This is a genomic window from Paludibacter sp. (assembly GCF_009712605.1).
Lineage (GTDB): Bacteria > Bacteroidota > Bacteroidia > Bacteroidales > Paludibacteraceae > Microbacter.
The window spans coordinates 453,721-469,413 of the sequence record NZ_WASO01000001.1 but is presented as its reverse complement, the minus strand read 5'-3'; the positions used below and the strand labels follow the sequence as shown (position 1 = coordinate 469,413).

Genomic DNA, 15,693 nt, shown 5'->3' with positions numbered 1-15,693 from the left:
GACTAAGAACGATTTCGCGCGCTCTTAGCTCAGTGCATTTTGATTTTATCACCTACCAAGAAAATCGTATCTTTGCAGTCGCAAAAAAACGACAAGTCACACGACTTGCTTAGCTGATTTTCAATCCAAACACATAAATTAGAGCAACGAAATAATTGACAACTGACTGTTTTGTCTTTGTTTTTTATTCTTTGTTCTTTAATCTAACAACATGGCAGAATTAAAAGAACTCACCTCCCGAAGCGTTGATTATTCGCAATGGTATCAGGATTTGGTAATTAAAGCCGACCTGGCCGAAAGCTCGGCTGTTCGCGGTTGCATGGTCATCAAACCTTACGGCTATGCCATCTGGGAAAAGATGCAGGCCGAACTCGACCGCATGTTCAAGGAAACCGGTCACCAAAACGCTTATTTCCCTCTGTTTATTCCGAAATCATTTTTGAGCAAAGAAGCCGACCACGTGGAAGGTTTTGCCAAAGAATGCGCCGTGGTAACTCACTATCGCCTCAAAAACAGCCCCGATGGCAAAGGCGTGGTAGTTGATCCTGCCGCTAAACTGGAAGAAGAACTGATTGTTCGCCCAACCTCCGAAACCATCATCTGGAATACCTATAAAAACTGGATTCAATCGTACCGAGACCTGCCTATCCTCATCAATCAATGGGCCAACGTGGTTCGCTGGGAAATGCGTACCCGCCTGTTCCTGCGTACAGCAGAATTCCTCTGGCAGGAAGGTCACACCGCCCACGCTACCGAAGCCGAAGCTTTGAAAGAAACCCGCCAGATGCTGGATGTATACGCCACATTTGCCGAACAATTCATGGCTATGCCGGTGGTAAAAGGCATCAAATCGGCTAACGAACGTTTTGCCGGTGCTGTTGAAACTTTCTGTATCGAAGCCTTAATGCAGGATGGTAAAGCTTTACAGGCCGGAACATCGCACTTCCTGGGTCAAAACTTCGCGAAAGCATTCGACGTAACTTTCGCTTCGAAAGAAGGCACACGCGATTACGTATGGGCAACCTCATGGGGTGTTTCTACCCGTCTTATGGGAGCGCTCATCATGTGTCACTCCGACGACAACGGCTTAGTATTGCCTCCGAAACTCGCTCCTTATCAGGTTGTCATCGTTCCAATTTACAAGAACGACGAACAGCTGGCTAAGATCGACGAAAAGGTTGCCGAAATCACCGCTAAACTAAGAGCTCTGGGCGTAAGCGTGAAATACGACAACAACGACGCCAAGAAACCGGGATGGAAGTTTGCCGAATACGAATTGAAGGGAGTTCCCGTACGCCTCGCATTAGGCGCTCGCGACCTCGAAAACGGCACCATCGAAGTAGCTCGTCGCGACACGTTGACAAAAGAGACCCGTTCGGTCGAAAACGTTGAACAATACATCAAAGACTTGCTCGACACCATTCAGGAAAACATTTATACTAAAGCTTTCGATTACCGCACATCGGTAACCCGCGAAGTAAACAGTTACGACGAATTTAAGGTAGAGATCGAAAAAGGAGGCTTGCTCCTGTGTCACTGGGATGGCACCACCGAAACCGAAGAAAAGATCAAAGCCGATACCAAAGCAACCATCCGCTGCATTCCGCTCGAAGGCGACAAAACGCCGGGCGTCTGCATGGTAACAGGCAAACCTTCGGCACAACGTGTAGTATTTGCCAGAGCATATTAAACAGCTGGCGAGTATATGAGATAATGAGATGGTGAAGTTTCAACCAACAGTTACAACTTCACCATCTCTTAAAACCTCACTTCTCAAAGAAATATCTACAATCAACTTTTTGCAAATCTCTGTCCGTCAACAGAGAAGAAAAAAGTTGAAAAATAATTTGGGACGTTCAATTATTTTACCTACCTTTGCATCCGCAAAACAACGATGGTGCCATAGCTCAGTTGGTAGAGCAAAGGACTGAAAATCCTTGTGTCCCCGGTTCGATTCCTGGTGGCACCACAAAAAAAAGCGCAAAGGTCAAAATGACGTTTGCGCTTTTTACATAAAAGAATACTTGAAATTATTACAGAATAATAGTATTTTTGTTCGCCCAATCAGCGGTCCTGTAGTTCAATGGATAGAACGAAAGTTTCCTAAACTTTAAATCCGGGTTCGATTCCCGGCGGGACTACCACCTTCACTTTCAAAAAATATCACTTTATCTTATTACGTTATCATTAAACAGATTGAAGTGAGCGTTTAAATCACAAAACATCCTCAAATACCATTACGTATCTCAAAAACATGGTGTATTTTTGGGAGTCATTTCAAATATAATTCCCAATGAACATCAAAAGAAACATTACATTTGCGTTAAAAACAGGTTCGGCAATAAGCCGGCATGGTAAATGGCCCTTATTAGTCGGTTTTCTTATCATAGACATCTTTTCTGTCTTTTCTCAGGCCGTTTGTCCGTTTGGAGATAAGCTGGCGGAACAGTTGCAAAGCCTTGTCAAAAACAATGCGCCGGAATTGATTTACATTCAGCCAAGCAAAGGTATTTACGAAACATGTGAAGATTTGTGGTTTAAAGCATACCTGCTCGATGCACAGTATTTTACCCCATCTCTTTTGAGCAAAACCCTCTACCTGCAATTGATCCATGAAGACACCTGGAAGATTGTTTGGCAGGAGAAGTACCCCGTTGAGAATGGTTTTTCCCAAGGACATGTGTTTCTTCCCGATTCTCTCCCTGAGGGAAATTACCTGTTAGAGGGATTCTCCCAATACTCCTTCCTTGCCAACGGTGAAGAAATGAAAGCCGTGCGCAGAGTAGAGATCAAAAAACAGGTCAAACCCCAAGCATTGATCGACCTTGCCGCTAAGTCACAAACCGAGACAAAATACCCCATCCAATTTACCACTTTTCCCGAAGGAGGCCATTTAGTGTCCGGCATACCGGGCAAGCTGGCTTTCAAAGCGATAAACGTTAAAGGGCTGTCCGTCGATGCAGCGGGAACCCTGTTGGAAGACGCAGTGCCTTTGGTTAAATTCAAAAGCACTCATGCCGGCATGGGCAGTCTGGTCTTTACCCCAGAGGCAGGCAAGCAATATAGCATCCGTCTTTCCGATCCCGACACTGTGATCTATCTGCCAAAAGTCATGCCGGAAGGCATCACCCTTCAATTGACAGGGAGAAAGAAAGATTACCTTGAGTTTCTTGTCTTGCAAAGTCCGTCACTACCCCAACGCTCCATCTGCCTACGGGCGCAGGTAAGGGGGGGGTGGTTTACTGCATGGCAAAGGCCACTCTGAACCGGGTACTGAAGATAAAGATACCCCTGAAGGAGTTCCCCTGTCAGGGCATCGCAGAGTTCACACTCTTTACCGACAGACTGCTGCCAGTAGCTGAACGGCTGGTGTATATACATCCGGAAAAGAAACTTCATATCGAAGCCCTCCCAGATAAAGACAGGTATGAAACACGGGGTAAAGTTCAATTGAAGATAAAAGTAACCGACGATCAGGGACAGCCGGTAGTAGCCAATCTCGGGATAAATGTGTATGATAAACTCTACCGAAATACCAATGACCCGGTCAATATCTTGTCTCATTGTTTTCTTACCTCGCAACTGAGAGGAAAAATCTACGACCCGGCCTATTATTTCGACGAAAAAAACAACGATCGTGATGAAGCCCTCGACTTACTCCTACTCACCCAGGGGTGGCGGCGGTACGTATGGAGTGAGACAGCCTTACGGGAAAACAGCAATAAAAACCGACCCATTATTTTCGATGGAATTACAGGAGAAGCGCATGTCACCCGGCAACTAAAAAAGAGCAAGGGAATACAGCAGTTTGTCATGGCCTTCAATCCCGGTAGTAATAACAACAAAGACTTTATTGTACCCGATTCGGCAGGTCGGTTCACCGTTACCCCGGAGCATTTACAAGTGTGGCAGGGAGGATATGTTTACCTCAAACCTATGGCTCGGGAAGAGTTCATGCCCCGCATTAGCATCGCCGAACCTTTCGGGAAGATAAATGAAATCACAAAAACAAAAGAGATCAATTATCCCTTTCCTGCTGTATTATCAAAGAAAATAGAGAATACGGGCGATCTCGTTGTGGAAGGGCATGGAACCGTTAAACTAGCAGAGGTTACGGTCAAAGGAACAGGTATCTCAACGTTCAGGGATAAATATTTGGGACATCTGGATAGTATTGCAAAATCGGATTATTGTATGGATTATGTTTGTGTTTCCGGTTACTTAAATTGTCCAATTCACGAAAACGATAAAAAAAACACCAAACCTATTGATGGAAAATCCTACAAACGTTATGAAGGATTTAAGTGGCTTAATGGGAGTGGATCTGGCCCTTATACCTTTTCATCAGAATCTCAGATCACATATTCTTATCCAAAATTTACTGAGGAAGAGCTATTGACAATGAACAACCTTTCCCGTATTAAAGCCTATTATGCCCATCGAGAGTTTTATGAACCTAAATATGACAACTCGGATTCACTCAACGATCCATTGCCAGATTTTCGCAACACTTTGCTTTGGGAACCTATGATAGTAACTAATGAAAAGGGGGAAGCTACTCTGGAGTTCTTCTGCTCCGATATCAATACCCGTTTTGTCGGCAATATTGAAGGAGTTACCGAAGAAGGTTTGCTGGGTAAAAGTAATTTTGAATTTAATGTGTACAATCCCAAATTGTCTAAGTAGATTGATATTTTCTAACGGAAGATTATTCGCAAGATAGAAAATCTGGCATCCCCCTCAACTTTTGTAGGTGAGCCATTTTTATTAGTAATCCGGGATTTTTCAGACATAAAAAAAAGCCAATTCCCTATTTACTAAGAAATTGGCTTAAAGCTTGTGACTCCGACAGGATTCAAACCTGTAACCTTCTGATCCGTAGTCAGATGCTCTATTCAGTTGAGCTACGGAGCCTTGCTTTTGCGTGTGCAAAGGTAGGTCAACTTTTTGGAATGCGCAAGCTTTTTACCTATTATTTTTTCAAATAAATTGCTGTCTAATGAAAATCAATTAATTATCAGAACGGCAAGAGGTCACTCATGGTAATAAAGCCCTTCTTTCCGGCTGTAAATTCAGCCGCAAGAACAGCTCCAAGAGCAAATCCACGGCGTGTTTTGGCATCATGTTTAATGCTAATGACGTCCATTTCCGATTCGTAGATGATTTCATGAATGCCCGGCACTGCCCCTTCTCTCTTGGATACGATAGCCAGATCTTCAGAACAACCTTCTACTTCCTTCACCCATTTGCTTTTGCGGTCGAGTTCGTCCAGAATACCTTCGGCAAGGGTAATGGCCGTCCCGCTGGGAGCATCCAGTTTTTGGGTATGATGCACCTCTACCATGCTTACATTATAGTCAGGGTAACTATTCATGATTTTGGCCAGATAACGGTTTACTGCAGCAAATATATTAACTCCGAGACTAAAGTTGGAAGCCCAGAAGAGTGTGGCGTTTTTATAAGCCATCTCTTTCTTCACTTCTTCCAGATGTGCTGTCCACCCTGTTGTACCACACACCACAGGCACCTGTGCGTCAAAACAACGGGAAAGATTGCTCATGGCCACTTCAGGTCGGGTAAACTCAATTGCAACATCGGCACTGCGAAATGCCTCCGAGTCGAATTCTCCTGTATTGTCCATATCAATGATTGACACAATTTCATGACCTCTGTTCAGGGCAATTTGTTCAATCTCATGCCCCATCTTACCGTATCCGATTAATGCTATTCTCATATGTAAATAATTTATTTTTTCGTATAGAATTATAATTCGCGTTGATTAATTTGTTCTTTGCCTGCGGCAGGCCTTACTTTTTGGCGCAAAAAGTAAGCAAAAACAGTGACGAAAAGAACTCGTTCGCTCGGCCACAAAACATATTCTCACTAACAAGTTTTTGTAGCTGGCCTACTCACTCAAACAGCTTTTCGTCGGTTTGGTATTCTTCGTTTACCCTTCGGGCCTGGCTTCTCAATAGATTATAAAAATAATCTTTCTCTATTCTTACGTATCTTGCCCATGCAGATTGGAGCGGCCTTGTCCTGTGAACCAACCAATGGCCAGCGTAAGCTAAAAAACAAGTGAAGCGGGCATAGCCTTGACTTTTTGTGTTTCCTTTTTGTGTCAAGTGGAACATCCCGGCCGAAGCGACGGGGACAAAAAGTAAAAGAAGTCATAAGACTTAACTTCCACTCAAAAGCCATCATGTTATATTTCGCCAGCAATTAGAATTCATACCTCCACAAACACCTTATTAACAAGCAATCACAAGCTTGTGGAAAATTGAATTTATCAGTTAAACTTTCGGAGTAGAATCCGGAATGTTGTTCCTTTGCCCACCTCCGATTGTTTTACAAAGATACGACCTTCGTGGTATTCTTCCACTATTCTTTTTGCAAGCGACAATCCCAATCCCCAACCGCGTTTTTTGGTAGTAAATCCGGGATGAAAAACCGTTTTATACATCGATTTCGGCATTCCTTTGCCGGTGTCTTGTACATCAACAACATAATATTTTGCCTGCTCACTCATTGTAATGGTTATTGATCCGCTTCCATCCATGGCGTCAATAGCATTTTTACACAAATTTTCGATTACCCATTCAAACAAGGGAAGGTTAAGAGACACCTCCGAATTTTCTTTGGTGGTATTAATAACGTCAATGGTTACTTTACTGGAAATACGCTTGCGCATGTAAGCAATCGCATCCCCCAAAGCGTCATTTAATGGGATTGGAATAAGTTCTGTTTTTGAACCTATTTTTGAAAAACGCTCGGCAATGGTTTTCAGCCGCATGATGTCGTTTTCCATTTCCGGCAGAAGAGTATCTTGCGGATAACGATCTTTCAGCAACTCTGCCCAGGCCATCAATGAAGAAATAGGAGTACCCAACTGATGCGCCGTCTCTTTTGAGAGCCCTACCCAAACCTGATTTTGTTCAGCTCGTTTTGTTCCGGCAAATGCCAGAAACGACAGCAGAATAAAAAGAGCAATCACCCCTAACTGAATGTAAGGAAAATAGGCCAACTCTTTTATCAGGATCGAATCATCATAATAAATGTATTGGCGAATCGTCGGCGATATTGAAATTTCAATCGGAGGATGCTTTTTCTTAAAGCGAGCAATATAAGAATGACGAAATTCGTCCAGATTTTTACTCGGCTCTGTTATGTTACGGGAAGTGATGTAATTGTCGTTCCCATCAACAATAACTACCGGGATAGTGGTATTGCTTTCCAACACACGCATCACCAACGTAAGATCCGACTGATAATCGGCACTTGCCGCCAAACGTGTCGCTTCTGCCCACACAGCAACTTTATTACGCTCTTCATTGGCAAGCTGACTCACCAGTTTATTGGTAAAAAAGAGGGAGATCAAGGCAATAGCAGATGCAACGGCTATAAATGCCAATCTGAAATTCGTTCTGTGGGTAGTATTAAACATAGGCAGAAAGCACAATGCAAGCTTCACATAAAAGAGATGTACATGCCGCAACTTCTTTACCTGTTGCATTTCAGCCAAGAAGAAACGAGATGACAAAAATAGATAATTTTTATGAATTTCCTTTTCTGTTTTCAGAGTCCGTTTGGTTCGTTTGCCATGATTTAAACATGAAAAGGCTAACTTTGTTGTGCGTAAAAACAATTGAAAGTATTTTTTTTACTAATAGAACCAAAGAGGCTTTTATTTTGGTTTCATCCCTGCATATTTTAGCTTAATTTTGCAAGAAAATTCTTTACCTACAATATGGTCTTTTCTCCCAAACTTTTTGGAACTCTGAAGAACTATAATCAGGCTCAGTTCTACAAAGATTTAATGGCTGGCGTCATCGTTGGCATTGTTGCCCTTCCGTTAGCTATCGCGTTTGGTATCGCATCGGGTGTTTCTCCCGAAAAAGGCTTAATTACTGCTATTATTGCCGGCTTCATCATCTCCTTCTTCGGAGGCAGCAAAGTTCAAATTGGCGGCCCTACCGGTGCATTTATTGTCATTGTTTACGGCATCATACAGCAATACGGCATTACCGGTCTTGCCATTGCCACCGTAATGGCAGGTGTCATGCTCATAACAATGGGGGTACTTAAACTCGGGAATGTCATCAAGTTTATTCCTTTTCCTGTCATTGTCGGATTCACCAGCGGTATCGCACTGACTATCTTCACCACACAGGTAAAAGATGCTACCGGAATGCAGCTTGATAAAGTTCCGGCAAGTTTTATAGACAAATGGATTGTCTATTTCGAGCACTTTTCCGGAATTGGCATTTGGTCTGTCCTAACCTGTGCAATCACGATTTTAATCATTGTTTCTTTCACCAAAATCACAAAAAAAATACCGGGCACTCTGATCGCCATCGTTTTGGTGACCTTCGTTGCATGGCTAATTCGTCATCTGGGTTATAATCTGGGCATTGAAACAATAGGTGACAGGTTCACCATACAGGCGAGTATGCCGCAGCCGGTAGGGCTTCATTTCGATTTTGCCACCATACAGCACCTTTTACCTCCGGCTTTCACCATCGCCATGCTGGGAGCCATTGAGTCCCTACTGTCTGCCATGGTTGCCGATGGCGTTATTGGCGACAAACACGACTCGAACACCGAACTGATCGGGCAAGGAATTGCCAATTTAGTTACACCATTATTCGGAGGAATACCCGCCACCGGAGCCATTGCCCGCACAATGACCAACATAAACAACGGAGGTCGCACCCCGGTAGCTGGAATCATACATGCGATTGTTCTTTTGTTGATTTTATTGTTTTTATCGCCTTTGGCTCAACACATTCCCATGTCGTGTCTGGCCGGAGTGTTAATTGTAGTTTCATACAACATGAGTGAATGGAGAACCTTTCGCTCATTACTCAAAAACTCAAAATCTGACGTATCTGTATTACTGGTAACTTTCAGTTTAACAGTCATTTTCGACCTTACCATCGCCATTACCATTGGCTTGTTGTTGGCTATGTTGTTACTCATTAAACGCCTGACTGAAACTTCTCACATTACGGTGTTCACTGACGATGTATCCGCTGCCGTTTATCAGGAATCAACAGCCAGTGACGAAAAACTGGATATTCCGGCTGGTGTAGAGGTGTATGAAATTAACGGACCGTTCTTTTTCGGAATTGCCAATAAATTTGACGAAGTAGTGTCGCAGGTAGCCGAAATGCCTAAGGCGCGTATCATCAGAATGCGCAAGGTGCCGTTTATTGACTCCACCGGCTTGCATAACCTCGACAGTTTTATTCGTTTATCTCGCCATCATAAAATCAAAATAATCCTTTCTGGAGTTAACGAGCAAGTTCACAATTCGTTGAAAAGAGCCGGCATTGCAAATGAAATCGGAGATGAAAATATTTGTTCAAACATTTATGATGCGTTGAAGGTTGCTTCCGGAAAATAAGTGATATATTAGCAAAATGAAAGAGTTTGTTACCTCTCAATATCATGAACCACATAATAACTTTTGAGTTGGCTTCTCTAAATGCCATTTTCATGCGTTCTTAAGCGGGAAGAAACAAGTACAATATGAAATCTATGATAAAAAAACACCACAGCAATCCATTGGTAATCTACATGATTATTAATGTTATTGTTGCTGTTTGTCTTTTTTATTTCACAGTCGGCTTGCTTCCATTTACCAGCCAAAATCCGATTGAAAAATACACGCTTCCTTTTTTCATATTCCTGTTCGGATGGCTCTTCTTTGGCATCTCTTTTAAGAAATACCTAAACTTCCGCAAACGCAAACTAAAACACGTTGCAAAAAGTTGTTTGAAGGCCGACATCTCCGCTCTTGCTGCGGGCCTCATCTTACTTATAATTTTCCCAGAGTTTAATAATTACTCAAAGATTGCGTTTATATCATTTTCGACTTTGCTTTTCGTTGTCGAAACTATCCTCATTTCGGTCTATTTTGGTTTTCACGAAGCTGAAGTACCGACGGAATTACTTCTAGACTCGAAAACAGTCCATTATGAAACCACACTCAACAAGGAGGATCATTTTGTAAATGATGAAGTCAAAGACTTCATGACCAGCTACATCATAAAGCATCAAGGAAAGGAACTCCTGAACTTTCTACAGGATAATGCCGGATTATTTTTATCATCAACCTTACTGATCAATACGATAGAACGCTTCAATATCGAAAAAGTATCCAAAACCCGCTATTCTACCATAATCAATTTACACCAGGTCAACGACATACGAGAAATAAATATATTTTTCGCAACCATCAACGAACGACTGCCATACGGAGGCATGTTTGTCGGTTGCTTTGAAGCGCTACAACAGCGTAAAAGAAGGATTTTGGGCGGCAAAAACAAACTATTCCGCGAAACAATATATTTACGTGATTTTATCATTTTCAGAGTATTACCAAAACTAAACCTTACCCGCGAATTATATTTCTGGATTACAGCAGGAAAAGGCAGGGCATTATCAAAAGCCGAAGTATTTGGAAGAGCTTATTTTTCCGGTTTTGAGATAGCCCACGAAATTCAAATAGGAGGTCTCTCATATTTTATTGCAAGAAAAACGAAAGAACCATTACGAATTGAGTCGGCACATTATAGTTTTTTGCTGGCACTGGAACGGGTTGGAAAAGGCAATGAGCTGTTTAAAGTGTACAAAATAAGGACCATGTACCCTTATTCTTCTTATCTGCAAGGATACTTATACAACAAGAATAATCTGAGTGAAGGAGGGAAATTCCAGCACGATTTCAGAATAACTACATTAGGCCGGTTTTTGAGACGATACTGGCTGGATGAATTGCCGATGCTGGCCAACCTTCTCAAAGGGAATATGAAGCTGGTTGGAGTCCGTCCTTTAAGCAAACAATATTTTTCGTTGTATTCTGAAGAATTACAACAACAACGAGTTCGCCACAAGCCGGGGTTACTGCCCCCATTTTATGCCGATATGCCAAAATCATTAGAGGAAATACAAGCTTCCGAGAAAAAATATTTGGATGCTTGTGAAAAACACGGTCTGTTTTTAACTGATTTGCATTACCTTGCAACTATTCTTTTCAACATTCTTTTCAAAAAAGTACGTAGCAAATAACTACGAAGTTGATTTTGAGCAGTTCCTGAATGTTTAACTTTAAATTATTCTCGATGAAAAGACAACTGATCCTCTTAATCATGGCATTGTTCGCTGCTGGAATATCAGCTCAAAACATTCCTCAACACCAGTCGTATTCCTCCCTTTATGATCTTCTTGACGAGTTGGCCAACGACGGCATCATCCAGATCAATTCTGCGATTAAACCCTATAGCCGCACGTTTATCGCGTCAAAACTGCAAGAGGCTTCTGCTCTGGACTCTCTGCTCTCAAAGCGCCAACGAGCTGATGTTTCTTTTTATCTGAACGACTTCGCTCTTGAAACAGGGAAACTCCCCTTCACCCGCTTTGACGTAGTTGACGAGCCTTCCACGAAAGTATCGTTGTGGCACCCCGGCGTATTTTATCGTTCCGGCGATATGTGGATAAGAATGACTCCTATTTTGGGAGGAGAAATTCTGAAAAATAAAAACGGGTCGATATCGCAACGGACTGTTGGTGCAGAACTGATGACCCAATTGGGAAAGCATTTCACGTTGTATGCCAGCTTGCGGGATAACTCTCAAAGTGGAGAATTGCTTTCAAAAGGAGAGAAATATGCCCAAATGAAAAGTCCGTACACTGCCAAAGACACATTGATGAGGTTGCCTTCCTACCTTACCCAGGCTCCCGGTGCTGCATATAAGGTAGCAAACGGAACCAATGCAGGAGGTGATTTTAGTGAAATGCGTGCGGGAGTGTATTACTCCTGGGACTGGGGAAATATTGGCTATGCCAAAGATCACATCCAGTGGGGCGACAATTATCACGGATCGAATATTTTGTCCGGAAACACACCTTCTTTCCCCTTTCTGGCATTAAATCTTTATCCTTTCAAATGGGTAGAGCTGAACTTCTTCCACGGATGGCTCACTTCCAATGTAATTGACTCTACCGACTACTACGTCCAAAATACAGGCGAAAAATCCTATCGTTACAGGAGTAAATACATAGCAGCCAACATGCTAACATTTAAGCCTATGACAGGACTAAACATCTCGTTCGGGAATTCAATCATTTATGCAGAACGGAACATACAGCTGGCTTATCTGCTTCCTTTGGCTTTTTACAAATCGATAGATCACACGTTGACAATGGGTTCAGAGAACCAAAACTCTCAGATGTTTCTGAATATCAGTTCGCGCAACATCAATCACCTACACCTGTTCTTGTCAATGTATATCGATGAATTTTCCGTTAAGCGACTAAAAGCCTCTAACCCGGAATCTAATCCGATTTCATGGAAACTGGGTGGTCGTTTGAGTAACTACCCCTTTAAAGACTGGTCATTAATCGCCGAATGGACACGCAATAACATTTGCACTTACAAACACTTTATCCCGGCAATCGACTACACATCTGGCGGATACACTCTTGGAAGTTATCTATGGGACAACTCACAGGAAATGTATCTGGCGCTTACATGCCGTCCTGCCCGGGGACTATTTTTGCAAGGGTCATTTTTAACGGCCAGTCATGGCAACGAGTACGATTACATCCACAAGGACATATTGAAAATAATATCCCAGCCGTTCATGAAAGACAAAGTGTGGACGAACAAAACAATCTCATTCAGTGCTAATTACGAAGTGATAAATAATTTATTTCTTCTGTTCAACGTCGATTCGAGTAACATAGAAGGGCACAATGCAACGGGAGCCAAAACATACGGAGAATACAGATCGAACGCAGCAGGTTATCTCTCCATGTATACACCTGAATATCTACAGGGCAAAAACCTCACCTTCACGCTGGGATTAAGAGTTGGCCTGTAAGATAATTTAATCAAATGAATATGAATACCATTCAGATGGTTGACCTTAAAGGTCAATATGAAAAGATCAAAACGGAGGTGAACCATGGAATTCAGGAGGTAATAGACTCTTCTGTATTTATAAAAAGTGGTAAGGTAAATGATTTTCAGCGACAACTGGAAGCTTATCTGGGAGTCAAACATGTGATTCCGGTAGGAAACGGCACCGACGCGTTGCAGATTTCAATGATGGCTCTCGGACTCAAGCCCGGCGATGAAGTTATCGTTCCTTCGTTTACTTTTGTAGCAACCGCTGAGGTGGCTGCATTATTGGGGCTTACTCCAGTTTTTGTAGATGTAGATACTGATTTTTGTATATCCGTCGAGGCCATAAAACAAGCGATTACTCCAAAAACGAAAGCTATTGTTCCGGTACATCTTTTCGGGCAAAATGCAAATATGGAAGCGATTCTGGCTATCGCACAGGAATTTAATCTTTTCATCATCGAAGATGCGTGTCAATCAATAGGATCGGCATATACATTTTCAGACGGACGCAAAATGAGTTCCGGATGTATGGGTGATGTGGGTTGCACCTCTTTCTTCCCGTCAAAGAATTTGGGTTGTTTTGGTGATGGAGGAGCTATTTTTACAAACAACGACGAGTTAGCTGCAAAAATCAGATCAATTGCCAACCATGGCATGACAGTCCGTTATTACCACGACCGGGTAGGAGTCAATTCACGCCTTGATAGTATTCAGGCAGCGGTTCTTGAGGTAAAGCTCAAGCATCTTGACGAATATAATGCTGCGCGACAAGCCGCTGCTGATTTTTATGATCGTGAATTAAAGATGTGCGACGGGGTGACAATCCCCCAAAGAAATCCATCTTCCACACACGTCTTTCACCAGTACACGCTTATTCTCAATGAGATTAACCGGGATGCGCTTCAAAAATGGTTGAACAACGCAGGTATTCCTTCAATGATATATTATCCGGTACCTCTTCATTTGCAAAAAGCCTACAAAAACGAATTTTGCAAGGCGGGGAATTGCCCTGTGACGGAAATGCTTTCATCATGCGTTCTTTCTCTCCCGATGCATACAGAACTGGACGAAAAACAACTCACATTCATTACAAAGATGGTAAAAGAGGGTCTGTCTGCAAACAGAACATAAAAAATCACCGGAGAATTTGATAACTAAAACCAAGACCAATGAGTTATTTTGCACATGAAACAGCTATAATAGATGAAGGTTGCCAGATCGGCAATGGAACAAAAATATGGCACTTTTCGCACATAATGTCTGGTGCCATCGTCGGAAGTAATTGTAATATTGGACAAAATGTGGTAATTTCGCCCCTTGTTGTGCTTGGCAATAATGTAAAGGTGCAAAATAACGTATCGGTCTATACTGGTGTAACTTGCGAAGACGATGTTTTTCTGGGACCCTCAGTTGTATTTACCAATGTGATCAATCCCCGTAGTGCCGTTAACCGAAAAAATCAGTATCTTGCGACCAAAGTCTGCAAAGGCGCAAGTATTGGTGCTAACGCGACAGTGGTATGCGGAATCACGATCGGGACATTTGCCATGATTGGAGCCGGCTCTGTTATCACCAAAGACATTCAACCCTACGCGCTGGTAATGGGCAATCCTGCGCGTCAAACCGGATGGGTGAGTGAATATGGGCATAAATTACATTTTGATACGAATGGAGAGGCTTTATGCTCTGAAAGTGGTGAAAAATATATCCTTCGAAAGAATAGCGTGATTAAAACTAACCAATAATGTCTGAAAAAATTAAGTTTGCTGTCGTGGGACAAGGGCATATCGGCAAACGACACGCGGAAATGATCCGACGTGACGATAGAGCCGAGCTGGTCGCCCTATGCGATGTTCTTCCGAAGGAAACATTACAACTGAAGAATTCACCGGAACCTTTTTTTTCATCCATAGATGATCTTTTGTATTCAGGGCTTGATATAGATGTAGTAAACATCTGTACTCCTAACGGTTATCACGCCGATTACGCCATCAAAGCTCTGAACACTCATCGCCATGTGGTAATTGAAAAACCGGTTGCATTAACCAGAAACGATGCAGAAATCATTCTGAATAAATCACAAGAAGTGTCCCGAGACGTGTTTTGCGTAATGCAAAATCGTTATTCACCTCCTTCTGTGTGGCTAAAACAAATGGTTGAAGAGAAAGTCCTTGGAGACATATATCTTGTTCAACTGAATTGCTTCTGGAACAGAGACGATCGTTATTACCGTCCGGACGACTGGCATGGTGATGCGCGATTAGACGGAGGAACTCTATTCACCCAGTTCTCTCATTTTATCGACATAATGTATTGGCTGTTCGGAGACATCACCAACATAAAGGGAAATTTTCACGATTTCAATCATCAATTGCTTACCGACTTTGAAGATAGCGGCGTCGTTCTTTTCGATTTCTTAAGAGGTGGAATGGGAGTGCTCAACTATTCGACTGCCATTTGGGACAACAATTTCGAAAGCAGTATTACCATCATAGGATCAAACGGAACCGTAAAAGTAGCTGGTCAATACATGAACGAGGTGGTTTACTGTCATGTTAAGGATTACACTATGCCTCAGCTCAGTCCTTGCAATCCGCCAAACGATTACGGCCTATACAAAGGTTCAGCGCAAAACCATCACTACGTTATAGGAAATGTTGTTGATACGCTGACAGGGAACGATACCATAACAACCAGCCTTCATGAAGGGCTAAAAATTGTGGAAATTATAGAGCGCATTTACAAAGTGCGTGATTTGAACTGGAAAAAACAACGCTAAT

The 15,693-nt window shown here is 42.5% G+C and carries 11 protein-coding genes and 3 tRNA genes; 11 read left to right on the top strand and 3 right to left on the bottom strand.

Going from position 1 to position 15,693, the window contains the following annotated elements:
* Window positions 1-211 precede the first annotated feature (211 nt).
* The 5 genes from proS (at window position 212) to F8N35_RS01670 (ending at window position 4,686) form a co-directional block, all read left to right on the top strand.
* Window positions 212-1,690 carry a proline--tRNA ligase gene (gene proS / locus F8N35_RS01690; protein ID WP_293049615.1) on the top strand — a complete coding sequence of 493 codons (1,479 nt, stop codon included), beginning with the start codon at window positions 212-214 and terminating at the stop codon, window positions 1,688-1,690.
* Between the two features lie 206 nt (window positions 1,691-1,896).
* A tRNA-Phe gene (locus F8N35_RS01685) sits at window positions 1,897-1,969 on the top strand.
* Between the two features lie 100 nt (window positions 1,970-2,069).
* A tRNA-Arg gene (locus tag F8N35_RS01680) sits at window positions 2,070-2,144 on the top strand.
* Window positions 2,145-2,293: 149 nt separating this feature from the next.
* On the top strand, window positions 2,294-3,265 hold the full coding sequence (locus F8N35_RS01675) for a hypothetical protein (RefSeq protein ID WP_293049614.1): 972 nt from the start codon (window positions 2,294-2,296) through the stop codon (window positions 3,263-3,265).
* Window positions 3,247-4,686, top strand: a complete 1,440-nt coding sequence (locus tag F8N35_RS01670; protein WP_293049613.1) for a hypothetical protein — start codon at window positions 3,247-3,249, stop codon at window positions 4,684-4,686. Before F8N35_RS01675 ends, F8N35_RS01670 begins: the two co-directional genes overlap by 19 nt.
* A 154-nt stretch (window positions 4,687-4,840) precedes the next feature.
* On the opposite strand, the gene F8N35_RS01665 is transcribed toward F8N35_RS01670, so the two are convergent.
* The 3 genes from F8N35_RS01665 to F8N35_RS01655 all read right to left on the bottom strand — a co-directional run bounded on the left by F8N35_RS01665 (window position 4,841) and on the right by F8N35_RS01655 (window position 7,540).
* Window positions 4,841-4,914, bottom strand: a tRNA-Arg gene (locus F8N35_RS01665).
* Window positions 4,915-5,017: 103 nt separating this feature from the next.
* Window positions 5,018-5,734: a 4-hydroxy-tetrahydrodipicolinate reductase gene (gene dapB / locus F8N35_RS01660; protein ID WP_293049612.1), complete on the bottom strand. Its 717-nt coding sequence runs from the start codon at window positions 5,732-5,734 to the stop codon at window positions 5,018-5,020.
* A gap of 555 nt (window positions 5,735-6,289) precedes the next feature.
* Window positions 6,290-7,540: a HAMP domain-containing sensor histidine kinase gene (locus tag F8N35_RS01655; RefSeq protein ID WP_363928358.1), complete on the bottom strand. Its 1,251-nt coding sequence runs from the start codon at window positions 7,538-7,540 to the stop codon at window positions 6,290-6,292.
* A 207-nt stretch (window positions 7,541-7,747) separates the two neighbouring features.
* Here F8N35_RS01655 and sulP point away from each other — a divergent pair, with 207 nt between their 5' ends.
* The 6 genes from sulP (at window position 7,748) to F8N35_RS01625 (ending at window position 15,692) form a co-directional block, all read left to right on the top strand.
* Window positions 7,748-9,406, top strand: coding sequence for a sulfate permease (gene sulP, locus F8N35_RS01650; protein WP_293049611.1), 1,659 nt, complete (start codon window positions 7,748-7,750; stop codon window positions 9,404-9,406).
* Between the two features lie 125 nt (window positions 9,407-9,531).
* Window positions 9,532-11,073: a sugar transferase gene (locus F8N35_RS01645; RefSeq protein WP_293049610.1), complete on the top strand. Its 1,542-nt coding sequence runs from the start codon at window positions 9,532-9,534 to the stop codon at window positions 11,071-11,073.
* Window positions 11,074-11,126: 53 nt separating this feature from the next.
* Window positions 11,127-12,887 (top strand): hypothetical protein, encoded by a 1,761-nt coding sequence (locus F8N35_RS01640; protein ID WP_293049609.1) that lies wholly within the window; start codon window positions 11,127-11,129, stop codon window positions 12,885-12,887.
* A gap of 20 nt (window positions 12,888-12,907) precedes the next feature.
* The gene (locus tag F8N35_RS01635) at window positions 12,908-14,044 is read left to right on the top strand and encodes a DegT/DnrJ/EryC1/StrS family aminotransferase (protein WP_293049608.1); all 1,137 of its coding nucleotides are present in this window, start codon (window positions 12,908-12,910) and stop codon (window positions 14,042-14,044) included.
* 38 nt (window positions 14,045-14,082) lie between these two features.
* The gene (locus F8N35_RS01630) at window positions 14,083-14,658 is read left to right on the top strand and encodes an acyltransferase (RefSeq protein WP_293049607.1); all 576 of its coding nucleotides are present in this window, start codon (window positions 14,083-14,085) and stop codon (window positions 14,656-14,658) included.
* Window positions 14,658-15,692, top strand: a complete 1,035-nt coding sequence (locus tag F8N35_RS01625) for a Gfo/Idh/MocA family oxidoreductase (RefSeq protein ID WP_293049606.1) — start codon at window positions 14,658-14,660, stop codon at window positions 15,690-15,692. Before F8N35_RS01630 ends, F8N35_RS01625 begins: the two co-directional genes overlap by 1 nt.
* Window position 15,693: the final 1 nt, after the last annotated feature.

What these genes read in the sequence shown, in the direction of transcription:
- proS (WP_293049615.1), top strand. Translation starts at nt 212, where the DNA reads ATGGCAGAATTAAAAGAACTCACCTCCCGAAGCGTTGATTATTCGCAA.
- F8N35_RS01670 (WP_293049613.1), top strand. Translation starts at nt 3,247, where the DNA reads ATGGCAAAGGCCACTCTGAACCGGGTACTGAAGATAAAGATACCCCTG.
- dapB (WP_293049612.1), bottom strand. Translation starts at nt 5,734, where the DNA reads ATGAGAATAGCATTAATCGGATACGGTAAGATGGGGCATGAGATTGAA.
- F8N35_RS01645 (WP_293049610.1), top strand. Translation starts at nt 9,532, where the DNA reads ATGAAATCTATGATAAAAAAACACCACAGCAATCCATTGGTAATCTAC.
- F8N35_RS01675 (WP_293049614.1), top strand. Translation starts at nt 2,294, where the DNA reads ATGAACATCAAAAGAAACATTACATTTGCGTTAAAAACAGGTTCGGCA.
- F8N35_RS01635 (WP_293049608.1), top strand. Translation starts at nt 12,908, where the DNA reads ATGAATACCATTCAGATGGTTGACCTTAAAGGTCAATATGAAAAGATC.
- F8N35_RS01640 (WP_293049609.1), top strand. Translation starts at nt 11,127, where the DNA reads ATGAAAAGACAACTGATCCTCTTAATCATGGCATTGTTCGCTGCTGGA.
- F8N35_RS01630 (WP_293049607.1), top strand. Translation starts at nt 14,083, where the DNA reads ATGAGTTATTTTGCACATGAAACAGCTATAATAGATGAAGGTTGCCAG.
- sulP (WP_293049611.1), top strand. Translation starts at nt 7,748, where the DNA reads ATGGTCTTTTCTCCCAAACTTTTTGGAACTCTGAAGAACTATAATCAG.
- F8N35_RS01625 (WP_293049606.1), top strand. Translation starts at nt 14,658, where the DNA reads ATGTCTGAAAAAATTAAGTTTGCTGTCGTGGGACAAGGGCATATCGGC.